This window comes from Loktanella salsilacus (genome assembly GCF_024206795.1).
Lineage (GTDB): Bacteria > Pseudomonadota > Alphaproteobacteria > Rhodobacterales > Rhodobacteraceae > Loktanella > Loktanella salsilacus.
On record NZ_CP072994.1, the window covers coordinates 183,090 to 204,292 of the forward strand.

Annotated in this window: 34 protein-coding genes; 31 read left to right on the forward strand and 3 right to left on the reverse strand. The window is 57.8% G+C overall.

The window, feature by feature from the left end; translation table 11 throughout:
• The 4 genes from rpsS to rplP are packed head-to-tail and all read left to right on the forward strand — an operon-like array spanning position 1 to position 1,806.
• Positions 1-279 (forward strand): 30S ribosomal protein S19, encoded by a 279-nt coding sequence (gene rpsS, locus KBW81_RS00910; RefSeq protein ID WP_090189711.1) that lies wholly within the window; start codon positions 1-3, stop codon positions 277-279.
• A gap of 3 nt (positions 280-282) precedes the next feature.
• Entirely contained in the window at positions 283-663 is a 381-nt protein-coding gene (gene rplV, locus KBW81_RS00915) for a 50S ribosomal protein L22 (protein WP_090189709.1), read from the forward strand.
• Complete coding sequence (gene rpsC, locus KBW81_RS00920) at positions 663-1,379, forward strand: 30S ribosomal protein S3 (protein ID WP_090189707.1); 717 nt, start codon at positions 663-665, stop codon at positions 1,377-1,379. Before rplV ends, rpsC begins: the two co-directional genes overlap by 1 nt.
• A gap of 13 nt (positions 1,380-1,392) precedes the next feature.
• Positions 1,393-1,806 carry a 50S ribosomal protein L16 gene (gene rplP, locus KBW81_RS00925; RefSeq protein ID WP_090189705.1) on the forward strand — a complete coding sequence of 138 codons (414 nt, stop codon included), beginning with the start codon at positions 1,393-1,395 and terminating at the stop codon, positions 1,804-1,806.
• A gap of 86 nt (positions 1,807-1,892) precedes the next feature.
• Here the strand turns inward: rplP and KBW81_RS00930 are convergent, their stop codons facing one another.
• Positions 1,893-2,132: a YdcH family protein gene (locus tag KBW81_RS00930; RefSeq protein WP_090189703.1), complete on the reverse strand. Its 240-nt coding sequence runs from the start codon at positions 2,130-2,132 to the stop codon at positions 1,893-1,895.
• Between the two features lie 117 nt (positions 2,133-2,249).
• On the opposite strand from KBW81_RS00930, the gene KBW81_RS00935 reads away from it, so the two are divergent.
• Positions 2,250-2,873, forward strand: a complete 624-nt coding sequence (locus KBW81_RS00935; protein WP_254248024.1) for a TIGR02466 family protein — start codon at positions 2,250-2,252, stop codon at positions 2,871-2,873.
• On the opposite strand, the gene KBW81_RS00940 is transcribed toward KBW81_RS00935, so the two are convergent.
• Complete coding sequence (locus tag KBW81_RS00940) at positions 2,874-3,383, reverse strand: hypothetical protein (protein WP_254248025.1); 510 nt, start codon at positions 3,381-3,383, stop codon at positions 2,874-2,876. It abuts the gene before it with no gap.
• 222 nt (positions 3,384-3,605) lie between these two features.
• Complete coding sequence (locus KBW81_RS00945; protein WP_254248026.1) at positions 3,606-3,782, reverse strand: hypothetical protein; 177 nt, start codon at positions 3,780-3,782, stop codon at positions 3,606-3,608.
• Positions 3,783-3,990: 208 nt separating this feature from the next.
• Between KBW81_RS00945 and rpmC the strand changes: the two genes are divergently transcribed.
• From rpmC to KBW81_RS01075, 26 genes are all read left to right on the forward strand, one after another.
• A complete protein-coding gene (gene rpmC, locus KBW81_RS00950; RefSeq protein ID WP_090189696.1) occupies positions 3,991-4,200 on the forward strand; it encodes a 50S ribosomal protein L29 in 210 nt (69 codons plus the stop codon).
• Positions 4,201-4,203: 3 nt separating this feature from the next.
• Complete coding sequence (gene rpsQ, locus KBW81_RS00955) at positions 4,204-4,434, forward strand: 30S ribosomal protein S17 (protein WP_090189694.1); 231 nt, start codon at positions 4,204-4,206, stop codon at positions 4,432-4,434.
• Positions 4,435-4,518: 84 nt separating this feature from the next.
• Positions 4,519-4,887, forward strand: a complete 369-nt coding sequence (rplN, locus tag KBW81_RS00960; RefSeq protein WP_009574016.1) for a 50S ribosomal protein L14 — start codon at positions 4,519-4,521, stop codon at positions 4,885-4,887.
• Positions 4,887-5,192 (forward strand): 50S ribosomal protein L24, encoded by a 306-nt coding sequence (rplX, locus tag KBW81_RS00965; RefSeq protein ID WP_090189692.1) that lies wholly within the window; start codon positions 4,887-4,889, stop codon positions 5,190-5,192. Before rplN ends, rplX begins: the two co-directional genes overlap by 1 nt.
• The gene (gene rplE / locus KBW81_RS00970; protein WP_254248027.1) at positions 5,192-5,755 is read left to right on the forward strand and encodes a 50S ribosomal protein L5; all 564 of its coding nucleotides are present in this window, start codon (positions 5,192-5,194) and stop codon (positions 5,753-5,755) included. Before rplX ends, rplE begins: the two co-directional genes overlap by 1 nt.
• 17 nt (positions 5,756-5,772) lie before the next feature.
• Complete coding sequence (rpsN, locus tag KBW81_RS00975; RefSeq protein WP_090189688.1) at positions 5,773-6,078, forward strand: 30S ribosomal protein S14; 306 nt, start codon at positions 5,773-5,775, stop codon at positions 6,076-6,078.
• A 12-nt stretch (positions 6,079-6,090) separates the two neighbouring features.
• Positions 6,091-6,483 carry a 30S ribosomal protein S8 gene (rpsH, locus tag KBW81_RS00980; protein WP_090189686.1) on the forward strand — a complete coding sequence of 131 codons (393 nt, stop codon included), beginning with the start codon at positions 6,091-6,093 and terminating at the stop codon, positions 6,481-6,483.
• Positions 6,484-6,493: 10 nt separating this feature from the next.
• Positions 6,494-7,030 carry a 50S ribosomal protein L6 gene (rplF, locus tag KBW81_RS00985; RefSeq protein ID WP_090189685.1) on the forward strand — a complete coding sequence of 179 codons (537 nt, stop codon included), beginning with the start codon at positions 6,494-6,496 and terminating at the stop codon, positions 7,028-7,030.
• A gap of 11 nt (positions 7,031-7,041) precedes the next feature.
• Positions 7,042-7,401: a 50S ribosomal protein L18 gene (gene rplR / locus KBW81_RS00990; protein ID WP_090189683.1), complete on the forward strand. Its 360-nt coding sequence runs from the start codon at positions 7,042-7,044 to the stop codon at positions 7,399-7,401.
• Between the two features lie 113 nt (positions 7,402-7,514).
• Positions 7,515-8,120 (forward strand): 30S ribosomal protein S5, encoded by a 606-nt coding sequence (gene rpsE / locus KBW81_RS00995; RefSeq protein ID WP_090189681.1) that lies wholly within the window; start codon positions 7,515-7,517, stop codon positions 8,118-8,120.
• A 12-nt stretch (positions 8,121-8,132) separates the two neighbouring features.
• A complete protein-coding gene (rpmD, locus tag KBW81_RS01000; RefSeq protein WP_090189679.1) occupies positions 8,133-8,321 on the forward strand; it encodes a 50S ribosomal protein L30 in 189 nt (62 codons plus the stop codon).
• A 248-nt stretch (positions 8,322-8,569) separates the two neighbouring features.
• The gene (locus KBW81_RS01005) at positions 8,570-8,791 is read left to right on the forward strand and encodes a DUF1127 domain-containing protein (RefSeq protein WP_245754223.1); all 222 of its coding nucleotides are present in this window, start codon (positions 8,570-8,572) and stop codon (positions 8,789-8,791) included.
• 251 nt (positions 8,792-9,042) lie between these two features.
• Positions 9,043-9,531 carry a 50S ribosomal protein L15 gene (gene rplO, locus KBW81_RS01010; RefSeq protein ID WP_090189675.1) on the forward strand — a complete coding sequence of 163 codons (489 nt, stop codon included), beginning with the start codon at positions 9,043-9,045 and terminating at the stop codon, positions 9,529-9,531.
• Positions 9,532-9,636: 105 nt separating this feature from the next.
• Positions 9,637-10,998 (forward strand): preprotein translocase subunit SecY, encoded by a 1,362-nt coding sequence (gene secY, locus KBW81_RS01015; protein WP_245754222.1) that lies wholly within the window; start codon positions 9,637-9,639, stop codon positions 10,996-10,998.
• Entirely contained in the window at positions 10,995-11,639 is a 645-nt protein-coding gene (locus KBW81_RS01020; RefSeq protein WP_254248028.1) for an adenylate kinase, read from the forward strand. Before secY ends, KBW81_RS01020 begins: the two co-directional genes overlap by 4 nt.
• Before the next feature lie 205 nt (positions 11,640-11,844).
• Positions 11,845-12,213: a 30S ribosomal protein S13 gene (gene rpsM / locus KBW81_RS01025; RefSeq protein WP_090189672.1), complete on the forward strand. Its 369-nt coding sequence runs from the start codon at positions 11,845-11,847 to the stop codon at positions 12,211-12,213.
• A gap of 12 nt (positions 12,214-12,225) precedes the next feature.
• Positions 12,226-12,618, forward strand: a complete 393-nt coding sequence (gene rpsK, locus KBW81_RS01030; protein ID WP_072858530.1) for a 30S ribosomal protein S11 — start codon at positions 12,226-12,228, stop codon at positions 12,616-12,618.
• Positions 12,619-12,731: 113 nt separating this feature from the next.
• Positions 12,732-13,748 carry a DNA-directed RNA polymerase subunit alpha gene (locus tag KBW81_RS01035; RefSeq protein WP_090189670.1) on the forward strand — a complete coding sequence of 339 codons (1,017 nt, stop codon included), beginning with the start codon at positions 12,732-12,734 and terminating at the stop codon, positions 13,746-13,748.
• A gap of 135 nt (positions 13,749-13,883) precedes the next feature.
• Positions 13,884-14,300, forward strand: coding sequence for a 50S ribosomal protein L17 (gene rplQ, locus KBW81_RS01040; RefSeq protein ID WP_090189668.1), 417 nt, complete (start codon positions 13,884-13,886; stop codon positions 14,298-14,300).
• Positions 14,301-14,415: 115 nt separating this feature from the next.
• Positions 14,416-15,738, forward strand: coding sequence for a replication-associated recombination protein A (locus KBW81_RS01045; protein ID WP_254248029.1), 1,323 nt, complete (start codon positions 14,416-14,418; stop codon positions 15,736-15,738).
• 30 nt (positions 15,739-15,768) lie between these two features.
• Positions 15,769-16,146 carry a fluoride efflux transporter CrcB gene (crcB, locus tag KBW81_RS01050; protein ID WP_254248030.1) on the forward strand — a complete coding sequence of 126 codons (378 nt, stop codon included), beginning with the start codon at positions 15,769-15,771 and terminating at the stop codon, positions 16,144-16,146.
• A complete protein-coding gene (locus tag KBW81_RS01055; protein WP_090189663.1) occupies positions 16,143-17,198 on the forward strand; it encodes an RluA family pseudouridine synthase in 1,056 nt (351 codons plus the stop codon). Before crcB ends, KBW81_RS01055 begins: the two co-directional genes overlap by 4 nt.
• 16 nt (positions 17,199-17,214) lie before the next feature.
• The gene (locus KBW81_RS01060; protein ID WP_254248031.1) at positions 17,215-17,889 is read left to right on the forward strand and encodes an HAD-IA family hydrolase; all 675 of its coding nucleotides are present in this window, start codon (positions 17,215-17,217) and stop codon (positions 17,887-17,889) included.
• A complete protein-coding gene (locus KBW81_RS01065) occupies positions 17,886-18,599 on the forward strand; it encodes an ATP12 family chaperone protein (protein WP_090189659.1) in 714 nt (237 codons plus the stop codon). Before KBW81_RS01060 ends, KBW81_RS01065 begins: the two co-directional genes overlap by 4 nt.
• A 204-nt stretch (positions 18,600-18,803) precedes the next feature.
• Positions 18,804-19,823, forward strand: a complete 1,020-nt coding sequence (locus tag KBW81_RS01070; protein ID WP_090189657.1) for an amino acid ABC transporter substrate-binding protein — start codon at positions 18,804-18,806, stop codon at positions 19,821-19,823.
• Positions 19,824-19,964: 141 nt separating this feature from the next.
• A complete protein-coding gene (locus KBW81_RS01075) occupies positions 19,965-21,203 on the forward strand; it encodes an amino acid ABC transporter permease (RefSeq protein ID WP_090189656.1) in 1,239 nt (412 codons plus the stop codon).

Genomic DNA, 21,203 nt, shown 5'->3' on the forward strand with positions numbered 1-21,203 from the left:
ATGGCTCGCTCTGTATGGAAAGGCCCTTTCGTCGACGCTTATGTGTTGAAGAAGGCCGAAGCGGTCCGCGAAGGCGGCCGCAACGAAGTTATCAAGATCTGGTCGCGTCGCTCCACGATCCTGCCCCAGTTTGTGGGCCTGACGTTTGGTGTGTACAACGGCAAGAAGCATATCCCTGTCAACGTCAGCGAAGACATGATCGGTCAGAAGTTCGGTGAGTATTCCCCGACACGGACCTATTACGGTCACGCAGCCGACAAAAAAGCGAAGCGGAAGTAAGCCATGAGCAAGGACAAAAATCCCCGCCGCGTGGCCGACAACGAAGCCCGCGCAAAGCTGCGGATGCTGCGTACCAGCCCGCAAAAGCTGAACCTGGTTGCTGCGTTGATCCGCGGTAAAAAGGTTGAGAAGGCCCTGACGGACCTGACCTTCAGCAAGAAGCGTATTGCTGGCGACGTGAAGAAGTGCCTTCAGTCGGCTATCGCTAACGCCGAGAACAACCACAACCTGGACGTCGATGAACTGGTCGTCGCCGAGGCCTATGTGGGCAAGAACCTGATCATGAAGCGCGGTCGTCCGCGGGCTCGTGGCCGGTTCGGCAAGATCGTCAAGCCGTTCTCGGAAATCACAATCCTGGTACGCCAGATTGAGGAGCAAGCATAATGGGTAACAAAGTCAATCCCATCGGCATGCGTCTGCAGGTCAACCGTACCTGGGACAGCCGCTGGTATGCAGATACCAAGGACTACGGCAATCTGCTGCTGGAAGACCTCGCCATCAAGGCGTTCATCCGCAAAGAGTGCAAGCAGGCTGGCATCAGCCACGTGATCATCGAGCGTCCGCACCGTAAGTGCCGCGTCACGATCCACGCAGCACGTCCGGGCGTCATCATTGGCAAAAAAGGTGCAGACATTGAAGGTCTGCGTCTGAAACTGGCCAAACTGACGAAGTCCGAACTGCACCTGAACATCGTTGAAGTGCGCAAGCCCGAGATGGACGCAGCCCTGGTTGCTGAAAACATCGGTCAGCAGCTTGAGCGTCGTGTGTCCTTCCGTCGTGCTATGAAGCGCGCCGTGCAGAACACCATGCGTATGGGTGCCTTGGGCATTCGTGTGAACCTGGCTGGCCGTCTTGGCGGCGCCGAGATCGCACGGACCGAATGGTACCGTGAAGGCCGCGTGCCTCTGCACACGCTGCGTGCCGACATCGACTATGCGCTGTACGAAGCAATGACCCCCTATGGCATCATCGGGATCAAGGTCTGGATCTTCAAAGGCGAGCTGATGGAGCACGACCCAACCGGACATGATCGCAAGCACGCCGAGCTTCAGGAAGGCGCTATCCCGCGCGGTCCTGGTGGCCCGCGCCGTGATCGCTAAGGAGTAACACAAGATGCTGCAACCAAAGCGCACTAAATTCCGCAAGATGCACAAGGGCCGGATCCATGGCGAAGCAAAGGGCGGGTCTGACCTGAACTTTGGCACCTATGGTCTGAAGGCGATTGAGCCCGAGCGGATCACTGCACGCCAGATCGAAGCTGCACGTCGTGCCATGACGCGTCACATGAAGCGTCAAGGCCGCGTCTGGATCCGTATTTTCCCGGATCTGCCCGTCACCTCTAAGCCCGTCGAAGTTCGTATGGGTAAAGGTAAGGGTTCTGTCGACTTCTGGGCAGCCAAGGTTAAGCCTGGCCGCGTGATGTTCGAAATCGACGGTGTTGACGAAGTCACTGCACGCGAGGCTCTGCGCCTTGCTGCGATGAAGCTTCCGATCAAGACCCGCACGGTCGTTCGCGAAGACTGGTAAAAAGTCGGGCTTATCGCCCTTCTGAAATAAGAAGCCCCCGCCGAGTGATCGGCGGGGGCTTTTTCGTTTCAATGGTGAGCTTGAGGTCAGGCGGCTGAAAGTGCCGCAGCGATCTGATCTTTCAAATGCAGGCGCTGCTTGCGCATGTCAGCCATATGCTCGTCTGTGGTGGGCTCCACGTCAGTTTCCGCCCGGTGAACAGCGCGATTTACCTCGTGGTACTCGTCAGTCAGTTTTGCAAAGTGCGCGTTTGATGCGCGCAGGGCCTTCAGCTGCTCGGCTTGCGCGGGGAATTCTTCGGATAGTTCGTGGGGTGTGTTGGACATCGTTGTCTCCTTTTTACCTCGCTATTCTAGCCTGCTGCCGCTCAAGCAGCCTTGACCCAAATCAAGATGCGTAAGTCTGCTCTCGCCACAGCTCTGGCGCTGCGATATGACGGGGGCATGTCAGATATTTCATCACTCTTCGTGACCCGCCTTTATCGCGCCAAGCTGTCAGAGCATGGCAAACCCATCGACGCCGCCGAGTTGGAGGCGACATGTCTGTCCATTGCCGAGGATGATGAGGCAGGGCAGGCGTGGTGCGACGAGCACGACTTTCCGGGCTACACGTCTTACGCGTCGCTGACCGACCTGCCGTGGCGGATGCCGATCTTTAAGACGCTGAAGAAAGCGCTGGATAAGCACGTCAAATCCTTTGCGGTCGATCTGGCGTTCGATCTGGGCGATAAGAAGCTGAAGCTGGAAGATTTGTGGATCAACATCCTGCCAGAGGGCGGCATTCACACGGCGCACATCCACCCGCATTCCGTCATCTCTGGCACGACCTATGTTGCGATGCCCAAGGGCACCTCTGCGATCAAGTTTGAAGACCCGCGTCTGCCGATGATGATGGCCTCTCCTGGCCGCGTGAAGGGGGCAGAGGAGGCGCTGCGCCAGTTCATCTATGTCGCCCCGGACGTGGGTGATGTGCTGCTGTGGGAAAGCTGGCTGCGCCACGAGGTGCCGATGAACATGGCAGAGGAAGACCGGATCAGCGTGAGCTTTAACTATCGCTGGGGCGATTGATTACTCTGCTGCTGCCGGTACGATATCAAGGCTGATATTGCCGATCGTCTTGTCCCGCAGCGGAGCCCGATACTTGAGGGCTCCGTTGACGATATAAAGCTTGGCGACCTCATACTTCGTAAATGCGCCTGTGCTATCGGCAATGATCAAGATCGCTTGCTTAGCGAGCGGGGTGCTTGGTTCAATAAGCTCGAAATAGAGCGGGTCTGCGTTCGCCGCGAGGCTTTGCACTACGCTGAGCACATCATCGTATTCGGTGATCCGCTCATCCTTAAAGTAGCAGTACCCTTCGGATCCCGCGACACCAACGGCAAGGACCACGCCAACCGCAATCCCGATCGGTGACACCAGTGCCGCGCCTGCTGCGCCAAGACCGGATCCGGTGCTTGCCACCAGACCCGCTGCCCCAGCCGCCGAGGTGCTAACGGCGGCCGACCCCAACAAGGACGCCCCGGTCGCGGCGTCGGTTAAGGTGTAATACCCAAGGGCATTGCCAGCAGCGCTGGTCACGCTGCTTCCGGTGGATGCGACCGCGGCGGAGCCTTTGCCGATCAGGGAGCTTAGTCTGTAGTCGCAGGCCCCGGCTGATGCGGTGTGGGCTTGCAAGGCCACGGATAGAGCGCAAAAGGCAAGGAGAGGTCTGAACGCCATCTTATCGAATCCCTAAAACCGCGAAAGGCAGATATGCGCAGATACTGCATCGCGGCCCGTATTCAACAAGCCACAGTTCGGTTACTGAGCGACAACGCGCTGCGAGGCGATGTTTTCGGGCAGGGACTGGCCTTCTGGTGAAACGGTCTGCTTTAGCGCTTCGTTGTGGGCATCTTGGGCGGCGGCTGCGACGGGGTCGAACGAGTTGCAGGCCGTCAGAGCCATCAGGGCGGAGAGGGCTAGGGAAATCTTTATCACGGTTAAAACCTTTCAATTTGGCCGGGGCCATTAGTGCGAAATTAACCCTCGACCCAAAGCGATGGCAGCGCAAGCCGAAACCCTAGTTTACAGTGGTCTAAGGGGTTGCCACATGGGTGCAACACCTGTAGAGGAGCGCTTCATCGTGAACTCCACTGGACGACGGGTGACCCTTTTGGGCCCTCCAGTGATGTTGAAAGGAAATGGCATGAACGCCAACGAACTGCGTGACAAGACGCCCGACCAACTTCGGGAAGAGCTTGTAAATCTTAAGAAAGAGTCCTTCAATCTGCGTTTCCAGCAGGCGACCGGCCAGCTGGAAAACACCGCAGGCATCCGGAACGCACGTCGCTCCGCTGCTCGCGTGAAAACGATTCTTAACCAAAAAGCAGCAGACGCTGCCAAGTCGGAGGCCTAAAGAATGCCTAAGCGTATCCTGACAGGCGTCGTGACGTCGAACCAGAACGAGCAGACTGTGACCGTTTCGGTCGAGCGTCGCTTTAAGCACCCGCTGCTGCACAAGACTGTGCGGAAGTCCAAGAAATACCGCGCCCACGACGAGAACAACACGTTCAACGTTGGCGATCAGGTTCGCATTCAGGAATGTGCGCCTAAGTCCAAGACGAAACGCTGGGAAGTGATCGCAGCTTAAGCTGCGCCATCAACAGTTTAACGAAACCCTAGGGCCCGTCGGACAGAAATCGACAAAGCGCCTTAAAGGTCGAAAGGTAACCAAATGATCCAGATGCAGACCAACCTGGATGTTGCTGACAACAGCGGCGCTCGCCGTGTTCAGTGCATTAAGGTTCTGGGCGGTTCGCACCGCCGGTATGCTTCCGTGGGTGACATCATCGTGGTGTCGGTCAAAGAAGCTATTCCACGTGGTCGCGTAAAGAAGGGTGACGTCCGTAAGGCCGTCGTCGTACGCACCGCTAAAGAAGTTCGCCGTGAAGACGGCACCGCGATCCGTTTCGATCGCAACGCTGCTGTTATTCTGAATAACAACAACGAGCCAGTTGGTACCCGTATCTTCGGACCAGTTGTTCGTGAGCTGCGCGCCAAGAACTTCATGAAAATCATCTCTCTTGCGCCGGAGGTGCTGTAATGGCTGCCAAACTTCGCAAAGGTGACAAAGTCATCGTGCTTGCTGGTAAGGACAAAGGTCTGTCCGGCGAGATTAAATCTGTGGATCCGAAAGCTGGCAAAGCGATCGTCGAGGGTGTAAACATCTCGATCCGTCACGCCAAGCAGTCGCAGTCGTCCGAAGGCGGTCGTACGCCTAAGGCGATGCCGATCCAGCTGAGCAACCTGTCGCTGGTCGATGCCAACGGTAAAGCGACTCGCGTCGGTTTCCGTATGGACGGCGAGAACAAGGTGCGCTTTGCCAAGACCACAGGGGATGCACTCTGATGCTCGATCAAGCAAACTACACCCCGCGCCTGAAGCAGCAGTATATCGATACGATCCGCGCTGCGCTGACGGAAGAGTACAGCTACAAGAACCAAATGCAGGTTCCAAAGCTGGACAAAATCGTTCTGAACATCGGTTGTGGTGCTGAAGCTGTCCGTGACAGCAAAAAAGCCAAATCCGCTCAGGAAGATCTGTCCACAATCGCCGGCCAAAAGGCCCTGACCACACGCGCTAAGAAATCCATCGCTGGTTTCCGCGTTCGTGAGGACATGCCGCTGGGTGCGAAAGTTACCCTGCGTGGCGACAAGATGTACGAATTCCTGGACCGTCTGATCACCGTCGCAATGCCGCGTATCCGCGACTTCCGCGGCGTGTCCGGCAAGTCTTTTGACGGCCGTGGCAACTATGCCACCGGTCTGAAAGAGCACCTGGTGTTCCCCGAGATCAACTTCGACAAGATCGACGAGAACTGGGGCATGGACATCGTGATCTGCACCACCGCAGCAACCGACGCTGAAGCCAAGAGCCTGTTGAAAGCGTTCAACATGCCCTTCAACAGCTGATTGGGAGAATATTAGATATGGCTAAGAAATCCATGATCGAGCGCGAGAAGAAGCGCGAAAAGCTGGTGGCGCAGTATGCTGAGAAGCGTGCGGCTCTGAAAGCGATCATCAACGACCAAGAGAAGCCCGTCGAAGAGCGTTTCAAGGCAACTATGGCTTTGGCCAAACTGCCGCGCAACTCTTCTGCCGTGCGTCTGCACAACCGTTGCCAGTTGACCGGGCGTCCTCACGCCTATTACCGCAAACTCAAGATCAGCCGGATCGCGCTGCGGAACCTTGGTTCCAATGGCGAAATCCCCGGCATGGTCAAGTCGAGCTGGTAAGGAGAATTTATTATGAACGATCCTATCGGTGATATGCTGACACGCATCCGTAACGGCCAAATGCGCGGCAAGAGCGTGGTGGAAACACCTGCGTCCAAGCTGCGTGGCTGGGTTCTGGATGTGCTGGCCGACGAAGGCTACATCCGCGGCTATGAGGCGAAAGATGGCAAGGACGGTCACCCCGCCTTTGACATTAGCCTCAAGTACTATGAAGGCGATGCCGTCATTCGTGAAGTGAAGCGGGTCTCTAAGCCCGGTCGTCGCGTCTACATGGCCGTCAATGATCTGCCGTCCGTCCGTCAGGGCCTCGGTGTTTCGATTGTCTCCACCTCTAAAGGTGTGATGTCTGATGCAAATGCACGCGCAGCCAACGTCGGCGGCGAAGTGCTTTGCACCGTATTCTAAGGAGAGCATAATGTCTCGTATTGGTAAGAAGCCGGTCGAGCTGCCCTCCGGGGTTGAGGCGACAGTCTCCGGCCAGACCATCGAAGTAAAAGGCCCTAAAGGGACACGTTCCTTTAAGGCAACCGACGACGTGACCTTCTCGGTCGAGAACAATGCAATCACTGTGACGCCGCGCGGCAAATCCAAGCGCGCTCGTCAGCAGTGGGGCATGTCTCGTTCGATGGTGGAAAACCTCGTCACCGGCGTCACCACTGGTTTCAAGAAAGAACTTGAAATCAACGGCGTTGGTTATCGTGCAACAATGCAGGGCGACAAAGTCCTGAAATTGGCGCTCGGTTACAGCCACGATGTGAACTTCGAAGTGCCTGAGGGCGTCACTGTGACGGCCCCTAAGCAGACCGAAATCATTGTTGAAGGTATCGACCAGCAGCTTGTTGGCCAGGTCGCCGCGAATATTCGCGAGTGGCGTGCACCCGAGCCCTATAAGGGCAAGGGCATCAAGTACAAAGGTGAGTATATCTTCCGCAAAGAAGGTAAGAAGAAGTAAGGACGCATATCATGGCAAACAGCAAAAGAACTCTGTTTCTGAAGCGCCGCATGCGCGTCCGGAACAAACTGCGGGCTGTGAACTCCGGGCGTATGCGCCTGTCGGTTCACCGTTCCAACAAGAACATCAGCGTCCAGCTGATCGACGATGTGAACGGCGTGACGCTTGCGTCCGCTTCCACTCTCGAAAAAGCACTGGGCGTGGTTGGTCAGAACAACATCGAAGCTGCCAAGAAGGTGGGCGCTGCTATTGCAGAGCGTGCCAAGGCAGCTGGTGTCGAAACCGCGTACTTCGATCGTGGCGGTTTCCTGTTTCATGGCAAGGTGAAGGCAGTTGCCGACGCCGCGCGTGAAGCTGGTCTGAAAGTCTAAGCTAAAGTGAAGGCGGATGCCCGTTAGGGTGTCCGCCTCGATGATCGGGGGGCTTTTTGTCCCACTGCGATCGACCCAAGCGGCGCAAGCCACCAAGATAAGGAATGCCACACATGGCAGAACGTGAACAGCGCGGGAACCGTCGTCCTCGCGAAGAAGCAACACCGGAATTTGCCGATCGTCTGGTCGCCATCAACCGCGTGTCCAAGACCGTCAAGGGTGGTAAGCGCTTTGGCTTCGCCGCACTCGTCGTCGTCGGCGACCAAAAAGGCCGCGTCGGTTTCGGTAAGGGCAAGGCCAAAGAGGTCCCCGAAGCGATCCGTAAGGCAACTGAGCAAGCTAAGCGTCAGATGATTCGCGTCGCCCTGAAGGACGGCCGGACTCTGCACCACGACATGGAAGGCCGCCACGGCGCTGGCCGCGTTGTGATGCGTGCAGCAACAGCTGGTACTGGTATCATCGCCGGTGGTCCAATGCGTGCTGTGTTCGAAATGCTGGGTGTTCAGGACGTTGTGTCCAAGTCCATCGGTTCGTCGAACCCCTACAACATGATCCGGGCCACCATCGAAGGCCTGAACAAAGAACAATCGCCCCGCTCTGTGGCGCAGCGTCGCGGCAAGAAAGTCGCCGACATTCTGCCCAAGCGTGACGATCACGTGACCGAGCAAAGCGACGTGGCCCACAATGCCACCGAAGCTGAAGCTTCGGCTGACGCGTAAGGAGATCTGAGCATGGCTAAAACAATCGTCGTCAAGCAGATCGGTTCTCCGATCCGTCGCCCCGCCGTTCAGCGTGCAACGCTGGTCGGCCTCGGCCTGAACAAAATGAACCGTGAGCGCGAGCTGGAAGATACACCTTCCGTCCGCGGCATGGTCAACAGCATCCCGCACCTCGTTAAGATCATCGAAGAACGCGGCTAAGCTGCCAGCGACCATTTGGTTGCGAGAACTGTCGGAACGCCCCGAGGGAAACCTTGGGGCGTTTTGCGTTTCTGACAGAGTGTAAATTCAGCGTTTATAAACTGCTTAAATGCTATGCGTTTCGCGCATAACAGCCCGCAGTTTCTAGCGATTGTCCGACTCGGTTGCGGGGCCTAGATGAGCCTTACAAACGAAATGAACTGTTTGGCCAAAACACCAAATGGCCCGCACATAGATTGGACGCCATCATGGCAAATATGAACACTCTCGCACCGCACGTTTCCGGCTCGACCTTTGGTCAGGTCATCATCGACACCATCGCAGACCTGCGCGACCGCCGTGCGCAGCGCGCTGTCTATCGCCGCGTCTATAACGAACTAAGCGCCATGGGCCCACGCGAGCTTGCCGACATCGGTATCAGCCGTAACAACATTGCGGAAATCGCCAAGCAGTCCGCTTACGGCCTTTAAACTTAAAACATCCGCATGATGATGAACGCCTCGGCTACCGCCGGGGCGTTTTGCGTTAAGTCGGTCGGATTTTAAGGCGGCTAGCAGGGCAGGGGGCAAATAGTGCGATCCAAGATTCGGTTCCTTGACGCAGGAATGCGCCAACGCTATACGCCGCCAGTCTGCTCCCGTTCGGGTGCCGATTCATATGTAATGCCGTGTGCCACGTTCCCGTCGCTGGGTGTGGTCCTCCGGCTAAAGGAGAAGCGACAATGTTTAAGCTGAATGAACTGTCCGACAACGAAGGCGCAACCCACCGTCGCAAGCGCGTTGGCCGTGGCCCAGGTTCCGGCAAAGGTAAGACCGGTGGTCGTGGTATCAAAGGTCAGAAGTCCCGTTCGGGTGTTTCGATCGGTGGCTACGAAGGCGGTCAGATGCCGTTGTACCAGCGTCTTCCTAAGCGCGGTTTCAACAACATCAACGCAAAGACCTATTCGGTCGTGAACGTGGGCCTGATCCAGAAGTTCATCGACGAAGGTAAAATCGATCCTAAGAACGACCTGACCGAAGATGCGCTGATCGCATCCGGCCTGATCCGTCGTCTGAAGGACGGTATCCGCGTTCTGGCAAAAGGCGAGATCACATCCAAGATCACGCTGGTCGTTCACGGTGCATCCAAAGGCGCAATCGAGGCAATCGAAAAAGCCGGCGGTAGCGTGACTGTGACTGCTAAGCCAAAGGCTGGCACTGAAGCGGCCTGATCGCTTGCGGGCGACGGCTTCGTCGCCTAGATAGGGTCTGAGTTTTCCCAAACGCCGCCACCGGGACATCCGACTGGCGGCGTTTTTCATATAAAAGAGACTTGCATGGCATCCGCTGCAGAACAAATGGCCGCCAACATGAGCTGGGGCGCCTTCGGCAAGGCGACAGAGCTGCGCAGCCGTATCCTTTTCACCATTGGTATGCTGATGGTGTACCGCCTTGGTACGTATATTCCGGTTCCCGGCATCGACGGCATCCAGCTGCGCGCCTTTATGGACGACGCGGCTGCTGGTATCGGTGGCATCCTTTCGATGTTCACCGGTGGTGCGCTCTCCCGGATGGGCATCTTTGCCCTTGGGATCATGCCGTATATCTCGGCTTCGATCATTGTGCAGCTTCTGGGCTCCATGTGGGAGCCACTGAAGAACCTCAAGAAAGAGGGTGAGCAGGGGCGTCGCAAGATGAACCAGTACACGCGCTATGGCACGGTTCTGCTGGCAACGGCGCAGGCCTATGGTCTTGCAAAGTCACTGGAAGCGGGCGGCCTTGCGTCGAACCCTGGCCTGTTCTTTACCGCAGCTTGCGTGATTACGATCGTCGGCGGCACCATGTTCCTGATGTGGGTGGGTGAGCAGATCACCAGCCGCGGCATCGGTAACGGTATCTCTTTGATCATCTTCGTCGGCATCATTGCCGAGGTGCCGGCTGCTTTGGCGCAGTTCCTGTCTCAGGGCCGGTCTGGTGCAATTAGCCCCTTCGTCATTGTCGGTGTGATCTTAATGGTCATCGCAATTCTGGCATTTGTGGTGTTCATGGAGCGGAGCTTGCGCAAGATCCACATCCAGTACCCCCGTCAGCAACGCGGCATGAAGGTCTATGATGCCTCCTCTAGCCACTTGCCGATCAAGGTGAACCCGGCTGGCGTGATTCCTGCGATCTTTGCCTCGGCTCTGCTTCTGCTGCCGACGACGATCAGCACGTTCTCTGGTGGATCGACCAACGTCGTGATGTCGACGCTGCTGGCCTACTTTGGCCCGGGTCAGCCGCTTTATCTGTTGTTCTTCACGATCATGATCGTGTTCTTTACCTACTTCTATACCCGCGAGGTCGCCTTTAAGACCGATGAGGTCGCGGATAACTTGAAGAACCAAAACGGCTTTGTTCCAGGCATTCGTCCGGGCAAGAAGACGGCCGAATATCTTGACTATGTCGTAACTCGCATTCTGGTTTTGGGCTCTGGCTATCTGGCGCTTGTCGCCTTGTTGCCGGAAATCATCCGTAGCCAGTTTGCTGTGCCATTCTACTTTGGTGGCACTTCGGTTTTGATTATCGTCTCGGTAGGGATGGATACGATACAACAGATTCAGTCTCACTTGCTGGCACACCAGTACGAGGGACTGATTGAAAAATCGCAGCTACGTGGCAAGCGTGGTGCGAGCAAGCGGAGGGGACCGGCGCGTCGATGAATATTATCCTATTAGGACCGCCGGGGGCGGGCAAAGGAACACAAGCGCGTCGTCTCGTTGACGAACGTGGCATGGTGCAGCTTTCCACGGGTGATATGCTGCGGGCCGCCCGCACGTCTGGCACTGAAATGGGCAAGCGCGTCGCTGATGTCATGGATCGCGGCGAGCTGGTCACCGATGAAATCGTCATCGGTCTGATCCGCGAGCAACTGACCAATGACGATTCGGCGAACGGCTACATCTTTGACGGCTTCCCCCGGACGCTGGCACAGGCTGATGCACTTGGTAATTTACTGGCTGAGCTGGGCGAGAACCTTGATCGCGTGATCGAGATGAAGGTCGACGATAATGCGCTTGTTGCGCGGATCACGGCGCGATCGACCTGCGGGAATTGCGGCGAAGTCTATAACGACGCGACCAAGCCAATTCCGAGTGATGGCGTTTGCACCAGCTGCGGCCAAAAAGCCGAGTTTGTTCGCCGCGCCGATGACAACGAAGAAAGCCTAAAGACGCGTCTGCTGGCTTATTACAAGCAAACTAGTCCGCTAGTCGGCTATTACTACGCCCGCGGTGACCTGCGGTCGGTTGATGGTTTGGCCAGCATGGACGAAGTTGCGGCGCAGATCAAAAAATCCCTATGACGGCACTGTTCGGTTGGGGGCTTGACCCCCGGCCAGCACGCCTCTAGATACCCCCATCCCGCAAGGGAATCACTGCCGTGGCTAGGGTCGCACCCAAACGTTACGGATTACCTTATATGACATGGGCCCGCCGCACGTTCGGTCGGGCCTGCGTTGTGAAAAAAGGGTCTGGTATCACGGACCCGCAACGAAAAGGAAAGCTCACGTGGCACGTATTGCCGGCGTAAACATCCCGACTGCAAAGCGGGTTCCAATCGCCCTGACCTATATTGCCGGAATCGGCAACACGACTGCAGCACAGATCTGCGAAGCAACTGGCATCGACGTCACGCGCCGCGTGAACGATCTGTCCGACGCTGAAGTGTTGAAGATCCGCGAATACATCGACGAGCACGTCACTGTTGAAGGTGACCTGCGTCGTGAAACCCAGATGAACATCAAGCGTTTGATGGACCTTGGCTGCTACCGCGGCCTGCGTCACCGTCGTGGTCTGCCCGTTCGCGGTCAGCGTACGCACACAAACGCTCGCACCCGCAAAGGCCCCGCTAAGGCCATTGCTGGCAAGAAGAAATAAGGAGCCCCCGTCATGGCACGAGATACCCGCCGGACCGGCAAGAAAAAGGTCTCCAAGAACATCGCAGCTGGCGTTGCGCATGTGAACTCTTCTTTCAACAACACCAAGATCCTGATCTCGGACGTTCAAGGCAACGCGATTGCCTGGTCCTCCGCAGGCACCATGGGCTTCAAGGGTTCGCGTAAATCGACTCCTTATGCTGCTCAGATGGCTGCAGAAGATGTTGGCAAGAAAGCCCAAGAACACGGCGTCAAGACGCTGGAAGTCGAAGTGCAGGGCCCCGGTTCGGGTCGTGAGTCCGCGCTGCGTGCGCTGGCTGCTGCCGGTTTCAACATCACTTCGATCCGTGATGTGACCCCGATGGCCCACAACGGCTGCCGCCCACCAAAGCGTCGCCGGGTCTAAGTTAGACTACTACATGAGAGGGGCCGCGCGATTGTGCGCGGCCCCAATCTGCCGTTTTGAAACCTCGAGCGCCCGACTTTTTGGACATGAAGTCGAGCAAGGATGGAGGGACTATGATCCACAAAAACTGGGCTGAGCTGATCAAGCCGACACAGCTGGACGTGAAGCCGGGCAATGACCCGCACCGTCAGGCGACCTTGATCGCAGAACCGCTGGAGCGTGGCTTTGGCCTGACGCTTGGCAACGCGCTGCGCCGCATCCTGATGTCGTCGCTGCAAGGTGCCGCTATCACGGCCGTGCAGATCGACAATGTCCTGCATGAATTCTCCTCCGTCTCTGGTGTTCGCGAAGATGTCACTGACATCGTTCTGAACCTGAAGGGCGTCGCGATCCGTATGGACGTGGAAGGCCCGAAGCGTCTGAGCGTTCAGGCTAAGGGTCCGGGCATTGTCACCGCTGGCGACATCTCGGAAACGTCTGGCATTGAGGTTCTGAACAAGGATCACGTGATCTGCCACCTCGACGATGGCGCTGATCTGTACATGGAACTGACCGTCAACACCGGTAAAGGCTATGTCGCCGCTGACAAGAACAAGCCCGAGGATGCCCCGATTGGCATGATCGCAATCGACGCGATCTATTCCCCGGTCAAGAAGGTCAGCTATGACGTTCAGCCAACCCGCGAAGGTCAGGTTCTGGACTATGACAAGCTGACGATGAAGATCGAAACCGACGGCTCGCTGACGCCTGACGATGCTGTGGCCTATGCTGCGCGCATCCTTCAGGATCAGCTGCAGGTTTTCGTGAACTTCGACGAACCAGAATCGGCTTCTGCTGGTGGCGACGACGACGGGCTGGAATTCAACCCGCTGCTGCTCAAGAAAGTCGACGAGTTGGAACTGTCTGTTCGTTCGGCAAACTGCCTGAAGAACGACAACATCGTCTACATCGGCGATCTGATCCAGAAAACCGAAGCCGAAATGCTGCGCACGCCGAACTTTGGCCGCAAGTCCTTGAACGAGATCAAGGAAGTGCTGTCGGGCATGGGTCTGCACCTTGGCATGGACGTCGAGGACTGGCCGCCAGACAACATCGAAGATCTGGCCAAGAAGTTCGACGACCAGTTCTAAGAATAGGGGGCGGGTCACGATCCGCCCCTTTCCAAAATGCCCGCACTTAGCGGGGAATACCTGGGCAATACTGCCCCAATAATGCGGCTGACACGCATCAGACCGCTGCACAAAGTATAATTAGGAGATGACCAAATGCGTCACGCAAGCGGCTACCGCAAACTGAACCGGACCCACGAGCACCGTAAAGCGATGTTCGCTAACATGGCTGGTTCGTTGATCGAGCACGAGCAGATCAAGACGACTCTGCCGAAAGCTAAAGAATTGAAGCGTATCATCGACAAGCTGATCACGCTGGGCAAGCGCGGCGACCTGCACGCGCGCCGTCAGGCCAACGCGCAGCTGAAGCAAGAGATGCACACTGCCAAACTGTTCGAAATCCTCGGCCCACGTTACGCAGAGCGCATGGGCGGCTACTGCCGCGTGATGAAAGCTGGATTCCGTTATGGCGACATGGCACCGATGGCGATCATCGAGCTGGTCGACCGTGACCGCGACGCCAAAGGCGCTGCTGACAAGGCCCGCCTGATCGAGATCGACGAAGAGGCGTAAGCACTCTCCTCCATCGTATCGCGAAAGGCTCGGTCCAGTGGACCGGGCCTTTTTCGTTTTCGGGGTGCTGCGCAGATGTCTTTCAATACTGCTGAAACGGACCTAGATATCTTTTATGCCCGATCTTTTTGATAGCCCCTCCACGCCGTCCTCTGCCAGCGCTGGCCCGCGCCCGTTGGCGGACCGTTTGCGGCCGCAGACCTTGGGGCAGGTGATTGGGCAGGAACAGGTTCTGGGGCCTGACGCGCCGCTTGGCGCGATGCTCGCTTCTGGTTCACTATCGTCATTGGTGTTGTGGGGGCCGCCCGGCGTGGGCAAGACTACCATCGCCCGGCTGCTGGCAGATGAGACGGACCTGCATTTCGTCCAGATCAGCGCGATCTTTACCGGTGTGCCCGAACTGCGCAAAGTGTTCGAGGCGGCCCGCATGCGCCGCCAGAACGGCAAAGGGACTTTGCTGTTCGTGGACGAGATTCACCGTTTTAATAAGGCGCAGCAGGATGGTTTTCTGCCGCATATGGAAGACGGCACGATTCTTTTGGTCGGTGCCACAACGGAAAACCCCAGCTTCGAACTGAACGCCGCCTTGCTATCGCGGGCGCAGGTGCTGATCCTGACGCGCTTGAATGACGCTGACCTCGAACGCCTCGCGCAGCGTGCAGAGGCAGACCTTGACCGCAAGCTGCCGCTGGACGCGCAAGCGCGGGGTCAACTGATCAACATGGCCGACGGCGACGGGCGCAGCCTGTTGAACTTGATTGAACAGGTGGCGGCGTGGAAGACGGACAAGCCGCTTGGCACGGACGCGCTGACGTCCCGCCTGATGAAGCGGGCGACGAAATACGACAAGTCCGGCGACGAGCATTACAACTTGATCTCTGCGTTGCATAAATCGGTGCGCGGATCTGACCCCGATGCTGCGCTGTATTGGCTGGCGCGGATGCTGACGGGCGGTGAAGACCCGCGTTACCTTGCGCGCCGTATCGTGCGTATGGCGGTCGAGGATATCGGCCTTGCCGATCCGCAGGCCCAGCACATCTGCATTCAAGCCTGGGAAACCTATGAGCGCCTTGGCAGCCCAGAGGGCGAGCTGGCGCTGGGGCAGGCGGTCACGTACCTCGCGCTCGCGCCTAAATCGAACGCAGGTTATGTCGCCTTCAAGGCGGCGATGGCTGCTGCGAAGCAAACCGGGTCAGAGCCGCCGCCGCGACATATCCTGAACGCGCCGACGAAGCTGATGAAGGAACAAGGCTTTGGCACTGGATATGCCTATGACCACGACGCCGAGGACGGTTTTTCCGGTCAGAACTATTTCCCCGATACGATGAAGCGGGGGATCTACTATCTACCCGTCGATCGCGGGTTCGAGCGCGAGCTGAAAAAGCGCGTGGATTTCTTTGCGGGGCTGCGGGTCAAGCGTCAGGGCGGCACGAATTGACAAGTTGACCTGTTCGGGCGACAGGGGGTGATGATCTTGACTGCTTTCACTGTGGCCCTTGGCGGGGCGATCGGCGCGACGTTGCGCTGGCTGACCGGAATACTGACCCTGCGCATCATGGGGCAGGGGTTCCCTTGGGGAACAGTGTCGGTGAATGTACTCGGCTCGTTGCTGATGGGCGTGGTCGTTGTGGCGCTGGCGGAAAAGGGCGGCATGCGTGCAGCCCCGTTTCTGATGACCGGACTGCTCGGCGGCTTCACGACCTTTTCGGCGTTTTCGCTTGATGCGGTGGCGCTGATGGAAAGAGGCCAGTTCAATCTGGCCGTCGCCTATGTAGGCGGCAGCGTAATTATTGGACTGGCGGCGCTGGTCTTTGGCATGACTTTGACACGGATGGTATTGGCATGAGCGGCGGTGTTCAGACGCGGGTAATTGGCCCGGACGACGGCGATCAGCGGCTTGACCGTTACCTGCGGCGGCTGTTTCCGCACCTGACGCAGGGTCGGATCGAAAAGATGTGCCGCAAGGGCGACATCCGCGTCGACGGCGGCCGGGTAAAGTCGAACACGCGGCTGGACGTCGGGCAAAGCGTTCGCATCCCGCCGCTGCCGACAGAGGCACAGGTCGATGCCGAGCGGAGCATGATGAAGCAGGGCGTCACCAAGGCTGACGCTGCGCTGATCATGTCCTGCGTGATTTACCGTGACGATCATATGATTGTCATTAACAAGCCTGCTGGCCTCGCCACGCAGGGCGGCACGAACACCACCCGCCACGTTGACGCGATGTCAGAGGCGCTGATGTTTGGCTATGACGAAAAGCCGCGTCTGGTGCACCGTTTGGACAAGGACACCTCTGGCGTTCTGATCTTGGCCCGCACGCGTATGGCTGCCAAGCAACTGACTGAGAACCTAAAGCACCACGCCACGCGCAAGATTTATTGGGCCGCCGTCGCTGGCGTGCCGCATCCCCGCGCTGCGACGATCAAGTACGGCCTGTTGAAGGCTCCGGGTCACGGCAAAGGCGGCGAGAACGAAAAGATGCGCTGCATTCACCCCAAAGACGTCGACAGCACCGAAGGTGCAAAGCGCGCCACGACGGATTACGCTGTGCTAGACACGCTGGCAAAGCGGGCTGCATGGGTTGCTTTGGTGCCGATCACAGGCCGGACCCACCAGTTGCGCGCCCACATGGCCGAGATCGGTCATCCGATTATCGGGGACGGCAAATATGGTGGGACAGAGCAAGAAAACATGGGCGACGGCTGGGGCGCTGGCATGGGCGGCGATATCAGCCGCAAAATGCACCTGCATGCGCGCAGCTTGACCATCGAGCATCCCGAAACTGGCGCAATCCTGCACCTGACAGCACCGCTGCCAGACCATATGCAGCGCACGTGGGACTTTGTCGGCTGGCAGGTCAGCCATGCGCCGGTCGATCCCTTTAATATGCCCGACTAATCACAAGGGGCCCGTTATGCCTGACCTGCGCCTTGTCATTTTTGACGTGGACGGAACGCTTGTCGACAGTCAGGCGGAAATCCTTGGCGCGATGACGCATGCCTTTGGTGCGGTTGGGCTTGTCACCCCAAGCAGGGCAGAGGTTTTGTCGATCGTCGGTCTGTCGCTGCCAGAAACCTTTGCCGTGCTGTGCCCCGATTTGGACGCCGCGACGCGCGATGAATTGACGCAGCAATATCGCGCGTCGTTTCATGACCATGCGGTAGAGGACCTGAAACGGCGCAGCCCCCTGTTTCCCGGCGCGCTAGAGGCGTTGCACCGCTTGCAAGCGCAGGATCACACGCTGCTTGCTGTCGCGACGGGCAAGTCGAAGCGGGGGCTGGATCGGCTTGTTGATCAACATGCGCTGCAGGGGCTGTTTATTAGCGGCCAGACCTCAGATTTTCACCCGTCCAAGCCGCATCCGTCGATGGTGTTGACTTGTTTGGCGGACGCCGGGGTTGCGCCGTACCGGGCGGTGATGGTCGGCGACACGCGCTACGATATGGATATGGCCCGCGCCGCCGGGGTTGCCACGATTGGCGTCGATTGGGGCTATCACGCGCCAGATACCCTTGGCGCTGACCGTCTGATTAATACCTTCGCGGCGCTGGACGCTGCCATTGATGACCTGATCGGAGATCCCGCATGAGCGACTGGGCCCCCAAACGTTTCTGGACCAATGCCACAACTGTCGCCCGCGACGGTGGCTTTGCCGTCGATCTGGACGGCCGTGCGGTCAAGACGCCTTACAAGCAGCCCCTGATCATGCCGACGCAGGCCATGGCAGACCGTGTCGCGGCAGAGTGGCAGGCGCAAGGCGAGAAAATTGACCCCACAACAATGCCAGCCACACGCGCTGCAAACTCTGCCATCGACAAGGTGACGCCGCAGTATGCGGATGTTGTGGCGATGCTGGCGTCTTACGGCGAAAGCGATTTGCTGTGCTATCGCGCTGCTAATCCTGACGTGTTGGTCGCGGCCCAATCGCAGGCTTGGGACCCATGGCTAGATTGGTCTGCGACGACACTGCAAGCCCATCTGCACGTCACGACGGGTCTGATGCCAATCCCGCAGCCTGCCGAATCGCTGGATCGGTTGCACGCCCATGTCGGGCAGTTCGATCCCTTTGCGCTAACGGGCTTTCACGATCTTGTGCAACTGTCAGGTTCTTTGGTTCTGGCCGCTGCCGTCGCATCGGACGCATTGACGCCGCAGGATGCTTGGCCGCTAAGCCGGATCGATGAGGACTTTCAGATCAGCCAATGGGGTGACGACGAGGAAGCCGCTGAAGCGGCAGCGATTAAACAGCAGGCGTTCTACGATGCCGCGTTGTTTCTGAACCTAAGTCGATCAACCTAAGGCGGTCAGAAAATAGGCCAATCCAGTCAAACTGCCGCTCGCGTAGGCAGATACAGCCGATTGACCCGGCAGTAACTCTTGACCTCTGGGCTGGAATCCGCCCAATCTCTCTCCATTGGGGGGGTAACCCGTCAAAACCCAACCGTTCGGACGAACGGAGTAATTGGCTGCCCTTTATGGGCGGATACTCAGGAAGAGGTAATAATGAAAAAGACCGTACTTTTTGGAACGCTGGCAGTTGCCGGTCTGACAGCTGCTGCTGCATCCGCGGCAACGCTGGATGACGTCAAGGCACGCGGCCACCTGAACTGCGGCGTCGTGACCGGTCTTGCCGGTTTTGGTGCACCAGACGCCAATGGCGTTTGGGAAGGTTTTGACGTTGATGTCTGCCGCGCTGTTGCAGCTGCGATCTTTGGCGACAAGGACGCTGTCGAATTCGTTCCGACAACCGGCGAAACACGTTTCACCGCGCTGTCCTCGGGCGAGATCGACCTGCTGGCTCGTAACACCACCTGGACAATGTCCCGCGACACCGACCTGAAGTTCGACTTCATCGGCGTGAACTACTACGACGGTCAGGGCTTCCTGATCCCGAAATCGCTGGGTGTGACATCCGCTAAGGATCTGGACGGCGCAACCGTCTGCATTCAGACCGGCACCACGACAGAGCTGAACTTGGCCGACTTCTTCCGCGCTAACAACATCAGCTACCAGCCTGTGGCCGTTCAGACGAACGCCGAAGGTCAGCAGCAGTATCTGGCTGGCGCCTGCGACGTCTATACCACGGACGCATCCGGTCTGGCCGCAACCCGTGCGACTTTCGAAGCACCGGGCGACCACGTTCTGCTGCCTGAAATCATCTCGAAAGAGCCGCTGGGCCCGCTGGTCCGTCACGGCGACAACGAGTGGGGCGATATCGCCATGTGGACGCTGAACGCACTGATCGCAGCTGAAGAGCTGGGCATCACGTCTGCCAACATCGCAGAGATGTCCGCAGCACCGACCAATAACCCTGAAGTGAACCGTATCCTCGGCACCGAAGGCGAGCTGGGCGCGATGATCGGTCTGTCCGCTGATTGGGCAAAGAACGCGATCATGGCTGGCGGCAACTACGGCGAGATCTTCGAGCGCAACATCGGTGAGAACACTCCCATCGGTCTGGCACGTGGTCTGAACGCACAGTGGACCGACGGTGGCCTGCTGTATTCGCCACCTTTCCGCTAAAAATATAAGCGAAAGGCCCGGTTTATGCCGGGCCTTTCGTCATTCTGATCCACTTACGTTAAGAACGTCTGCCAGCGCGTGGTGCATCCGGGCCAACCGGAGCAACCTGAACAAAGTCTGGCATTGCCCGGGGAGAATATAATGTCATCGATGTCGGATAGCCCGCCACGCGAAAGCTTTCGGCTGAGCCAGCTTATCTACGACACACGCTATCGGTCTTTGACCATCCAAGTCATCACGCTCGCCTTGGTCTGCGTCGGTATTTATTGGCTGGTCTCTAACCTTTTGGCGAACCTTGCCAGTCTTGGACTGCAGCCTGATTTCAGCTTTCTAAGCTCGCGCGCTAGCTACGATATCACATCGAGTATCGGCACATGGCTGGTGGGCTACACCAACGCAGGATCTCACTTTGATGCGGCCCTTGTCGGACTTTACAACACGTTGCTCGTCGCCTTTCTGGGCATCATTCTGGCAACAATCCTTGGCGTTCTAGCCGGTGTTCTGCGCCTGTCACGCAACTGGTTGGTCAGCCGCCTGATGGCGGTCTATGTCGAAGGCTTCCGCAACGTGCCGTTGCTGCTGTGGATCCTATTGATCTACGCAGTCTTTTCCGAAGCTACCCCGCGCCCCGGCGATTTCCGTGTCGGCGACGATGGCACGGCAACAGCGTCGTTGATCTGGAACAGCATCGCTGTGACCAACCGTGGCACCTATTTGCCAGCGCCAATCTGGGGTGCGAACTCTGGTCTGCTGGTCGCGGTCTTTGTTGCATCGCTGATCGGGGCTTTCGCCTATCGGCGCTATGCGAAAAAGTTGCTGTTTGATACGGGCCGCCTGCTGCCTATGGTCTGGCCGCTGTTTGCGATCGTGATCGTGCCGTCCGTTCTGGCGTTCTTTGTGCTGGGGCGTCCTGTGACGCTAAGCTATCCTGAATTGACTGGCTTTAACTTCAGCGGCGGCTTTCAGTTAAGCAACCAGTTGATGGCCTTGTGGTTGGCCCTGTCGCTTTACACCGGTGCCTTTATCACTGAAATCGTCCGCGCTGGCATTCTGTCTGTGTCCAAAGGTCAGTCAGAGGCCGCAGCCGCCCTGGGCGTGCGTCCGAACCGCGCGATGAGCCTTGTGATCCTGCCGCAGGCGATGCGTGTCATCATTCCACCGCTGACATCGCAATACTTGAACTTGACCAAGAACTCGTCCCTCGCCTTGGCCGTTGGCTATGCCGACGTGCGGGCGACGCTGGGTGGCATTACGCTGAACCAGACGGGACGGGCGCTCGAATGTATGTTGCTGCTTGGCCTCGTCTATCTGGCCCTGTCCCTTGCGATTTCGTTCGTCATGAACGTCTTCAATAATTCAATGAAACTAGAGGAGCGTTAA

Coding starts and splice junctions, on each gene's coding strand:
- rplO (WP_090189675.1), top strand. CDS start 9,043: ATGTTTAAGCTGAATGAACTGTCCGACAACGAAGGCGCAACCCACCGT.
- KBW81_RS01020 (WP_254248028.1), top strand. CDS start 10,995: ATGAATATTATCCTATTAGGACCGCCGGGGGCGGGCAAAGGAACACAA.
- KBW81_RS00935 (WP_254248024.1), top strand. CDS start 2,250: ATGTCAGATATTTCATCACTCTTCGTGACCCGCCTTTATCGCGCCAAG.
- rplP (WP_090189705.1), top strand. CDS start 1,393: ATGCTGCAACCAAAGCGCACTAAATTCCGCAAGATGCACAAGGGCCGG.
- rpsC (WP_090189707.1), top strand. CDS start 663: ATGGGTAACAAAGTCAATCCCATCGGCATGCGTCTGCAGGTCAACCGT.
- rpsH (WP_090189686.1), top strand. CDS start 6,091: ATGAACGATCCTATCGGTGATATGCTGACACGCATCCGTAACGGCCAA.
- KBW81_RS01055 (WP_090189663.1), top strand. CDS start 16,143: ATGAGCGGCGGTGTTCAGACGCGGGTAATTGGCCCGGACGACGGCGAT.
- KBW81_RS01035 (WP_090189670.1), top strand. CDS start 12,732: ATGATCCACAAAAACTGGGCTGAGCTGATCAAGCCGACACAGCTGGAC.
- rpsK (WP_072858530.1), top strand. CDS start 12,226: ATGGCACGAGATACCCGCCGGACCGGCAAGAAAAAGGTCTCCAAGAAC.
- rplR (WP_090189683.1), top strand. CDS start 7,042: ATGGCAAACAGCAAAAGAACTCTGTTTCTGAAGCGCCGCATGCGCGTC.
- rplV (WP_090189709.1), top strand. CDS start 283: ATGAGCAAGGACAAAAATCCCCGCCGCGTGGCCGACAACGAAGCCCGC.
- rpmC (WP_090189696.1), top strand. CDS start 3,991: ATGAACGCCAACGAACTGCGTGACAAGACGCCCGACCAACTTCGGGAA.
- rpsE (WP_090189681.1), top strand. CDS start 7,515: ATGGCAGAACGTGAACAGCGCGGGAACCGTCGTCCTCGCGAAGAAGCA.
- rplF (WP_090189685.1), top strand. CDS start 6,494: ATGTCTCGTATTGGTAAGAAGCCGGTCGAGCTGCCCTCCGGGGTTGAG.
- rpsS (WP_090189711.1), top strand. CDS start 1: ATGGCTCGCTCTGTATGGAAAGGCCCTTTCGTCGACGCTTATGTGTTG.
- KBW81_RS01065 (WP_090189659.1), top strand. CDS start 17,886: ATGAGCGACTGGGCCCCCAAACGTTTCTGGACCAATGCCACAACTGTC.
- KBW81_RS01045 (WP_254248029.1), top strand. CDS start 14,416: ATGCCCGATCTTTTTGATAGCCCCTCCACGCCGTCCTCTGCCAGCGCT.
- rpmD (WP_090189679.1), top strand. CDS start 8,133: ATGGCTAAAACAATCGTCGTCAAGCAGATCGGTTCTCCGATCCGTCGC.
- KBW81_RS01005 (WP_245754223.1), top strand. CDS start 8,570: ATGGCAAATATGAACACTCTCGCACCGCACGTTTCCGGCTCGACCTTT.
- rpsQ (WP_090189694.1), top strand. CDS start 4,204: ATGCCTAAGCGTATCCTGACAGGCGTCGTGACGTCGAACCAGAACGAG.
- KBW81_RS00930 (WP_090189703.1), bottom strand. CDS start 2,132: ATGTCCAACACACCCCACGAACTATCCGAAGAATTCCCCGCGCAAGCC.
- KBW81_RS01070 (WP_090189657.1), top strand. CDS start 18,804: ATGAAAAAGACCGTACTTTTTGGAACGCTGGCAGTTGCCGGTCTGACA.
- crcB (WP_254248030.1), top strand. CDS start 15,769: ATGATCTTGACTGCTTTCACTGTGGCCCTTGGCGGGGCGATCGGCGCG.
- rplQ (WP_090189668.1), top strand. CDS start 13,884: ATGCGTCACGCAAGCGGCTACCGCAAACTGAACCGGACCCACGAGCAC.
- secY (WP_245754222.1), top strand. CDS start 9,637: ATGGCATCCGCTGCAGAACAAATGGCCGCCAACATGAGCTGGGGCGCC.
- rplE (WP_254248027.1), top strand. CDS start 5,192: ATGCTCGATCAAGCAAACTACACCCCGCGCCTGAAGCAGCAGTATATC.
- rplN (WP_009574016.1), top strand. CDS start 4,519: ATGATCCAGATGCAGACCAACCTGGATGTTGCTGACAACAGCGGCGCT.
- rplX (WP_090189692.1), top strand. CDS start 4,887: ATGGCTGCCAAACTTCGCAAAGGTGACAAAGTCATCGTGCTTGCTGGT.
- KBW81_RS01060 (WP_254248031.1), top strand. CDS start 17,215: ATGCCTGACCTGCGCCTTGTCATTTTTGACGTGGACGGAACGCTTGTC.
- rpsN (WP_090189688.1), top strand. CDS start 5,773: ATGGCTAAGAAATCCATGATCGAGCGCGAGAAGAAGCGCGAAAAGCTG.
- KBW81_RS01075 (WP_090189656.1), top strand. CDS start 19,965: ATGTCATCGATGTCGGATAGCCCGCCACGCGAAAGCTTTCGGCTGAGC.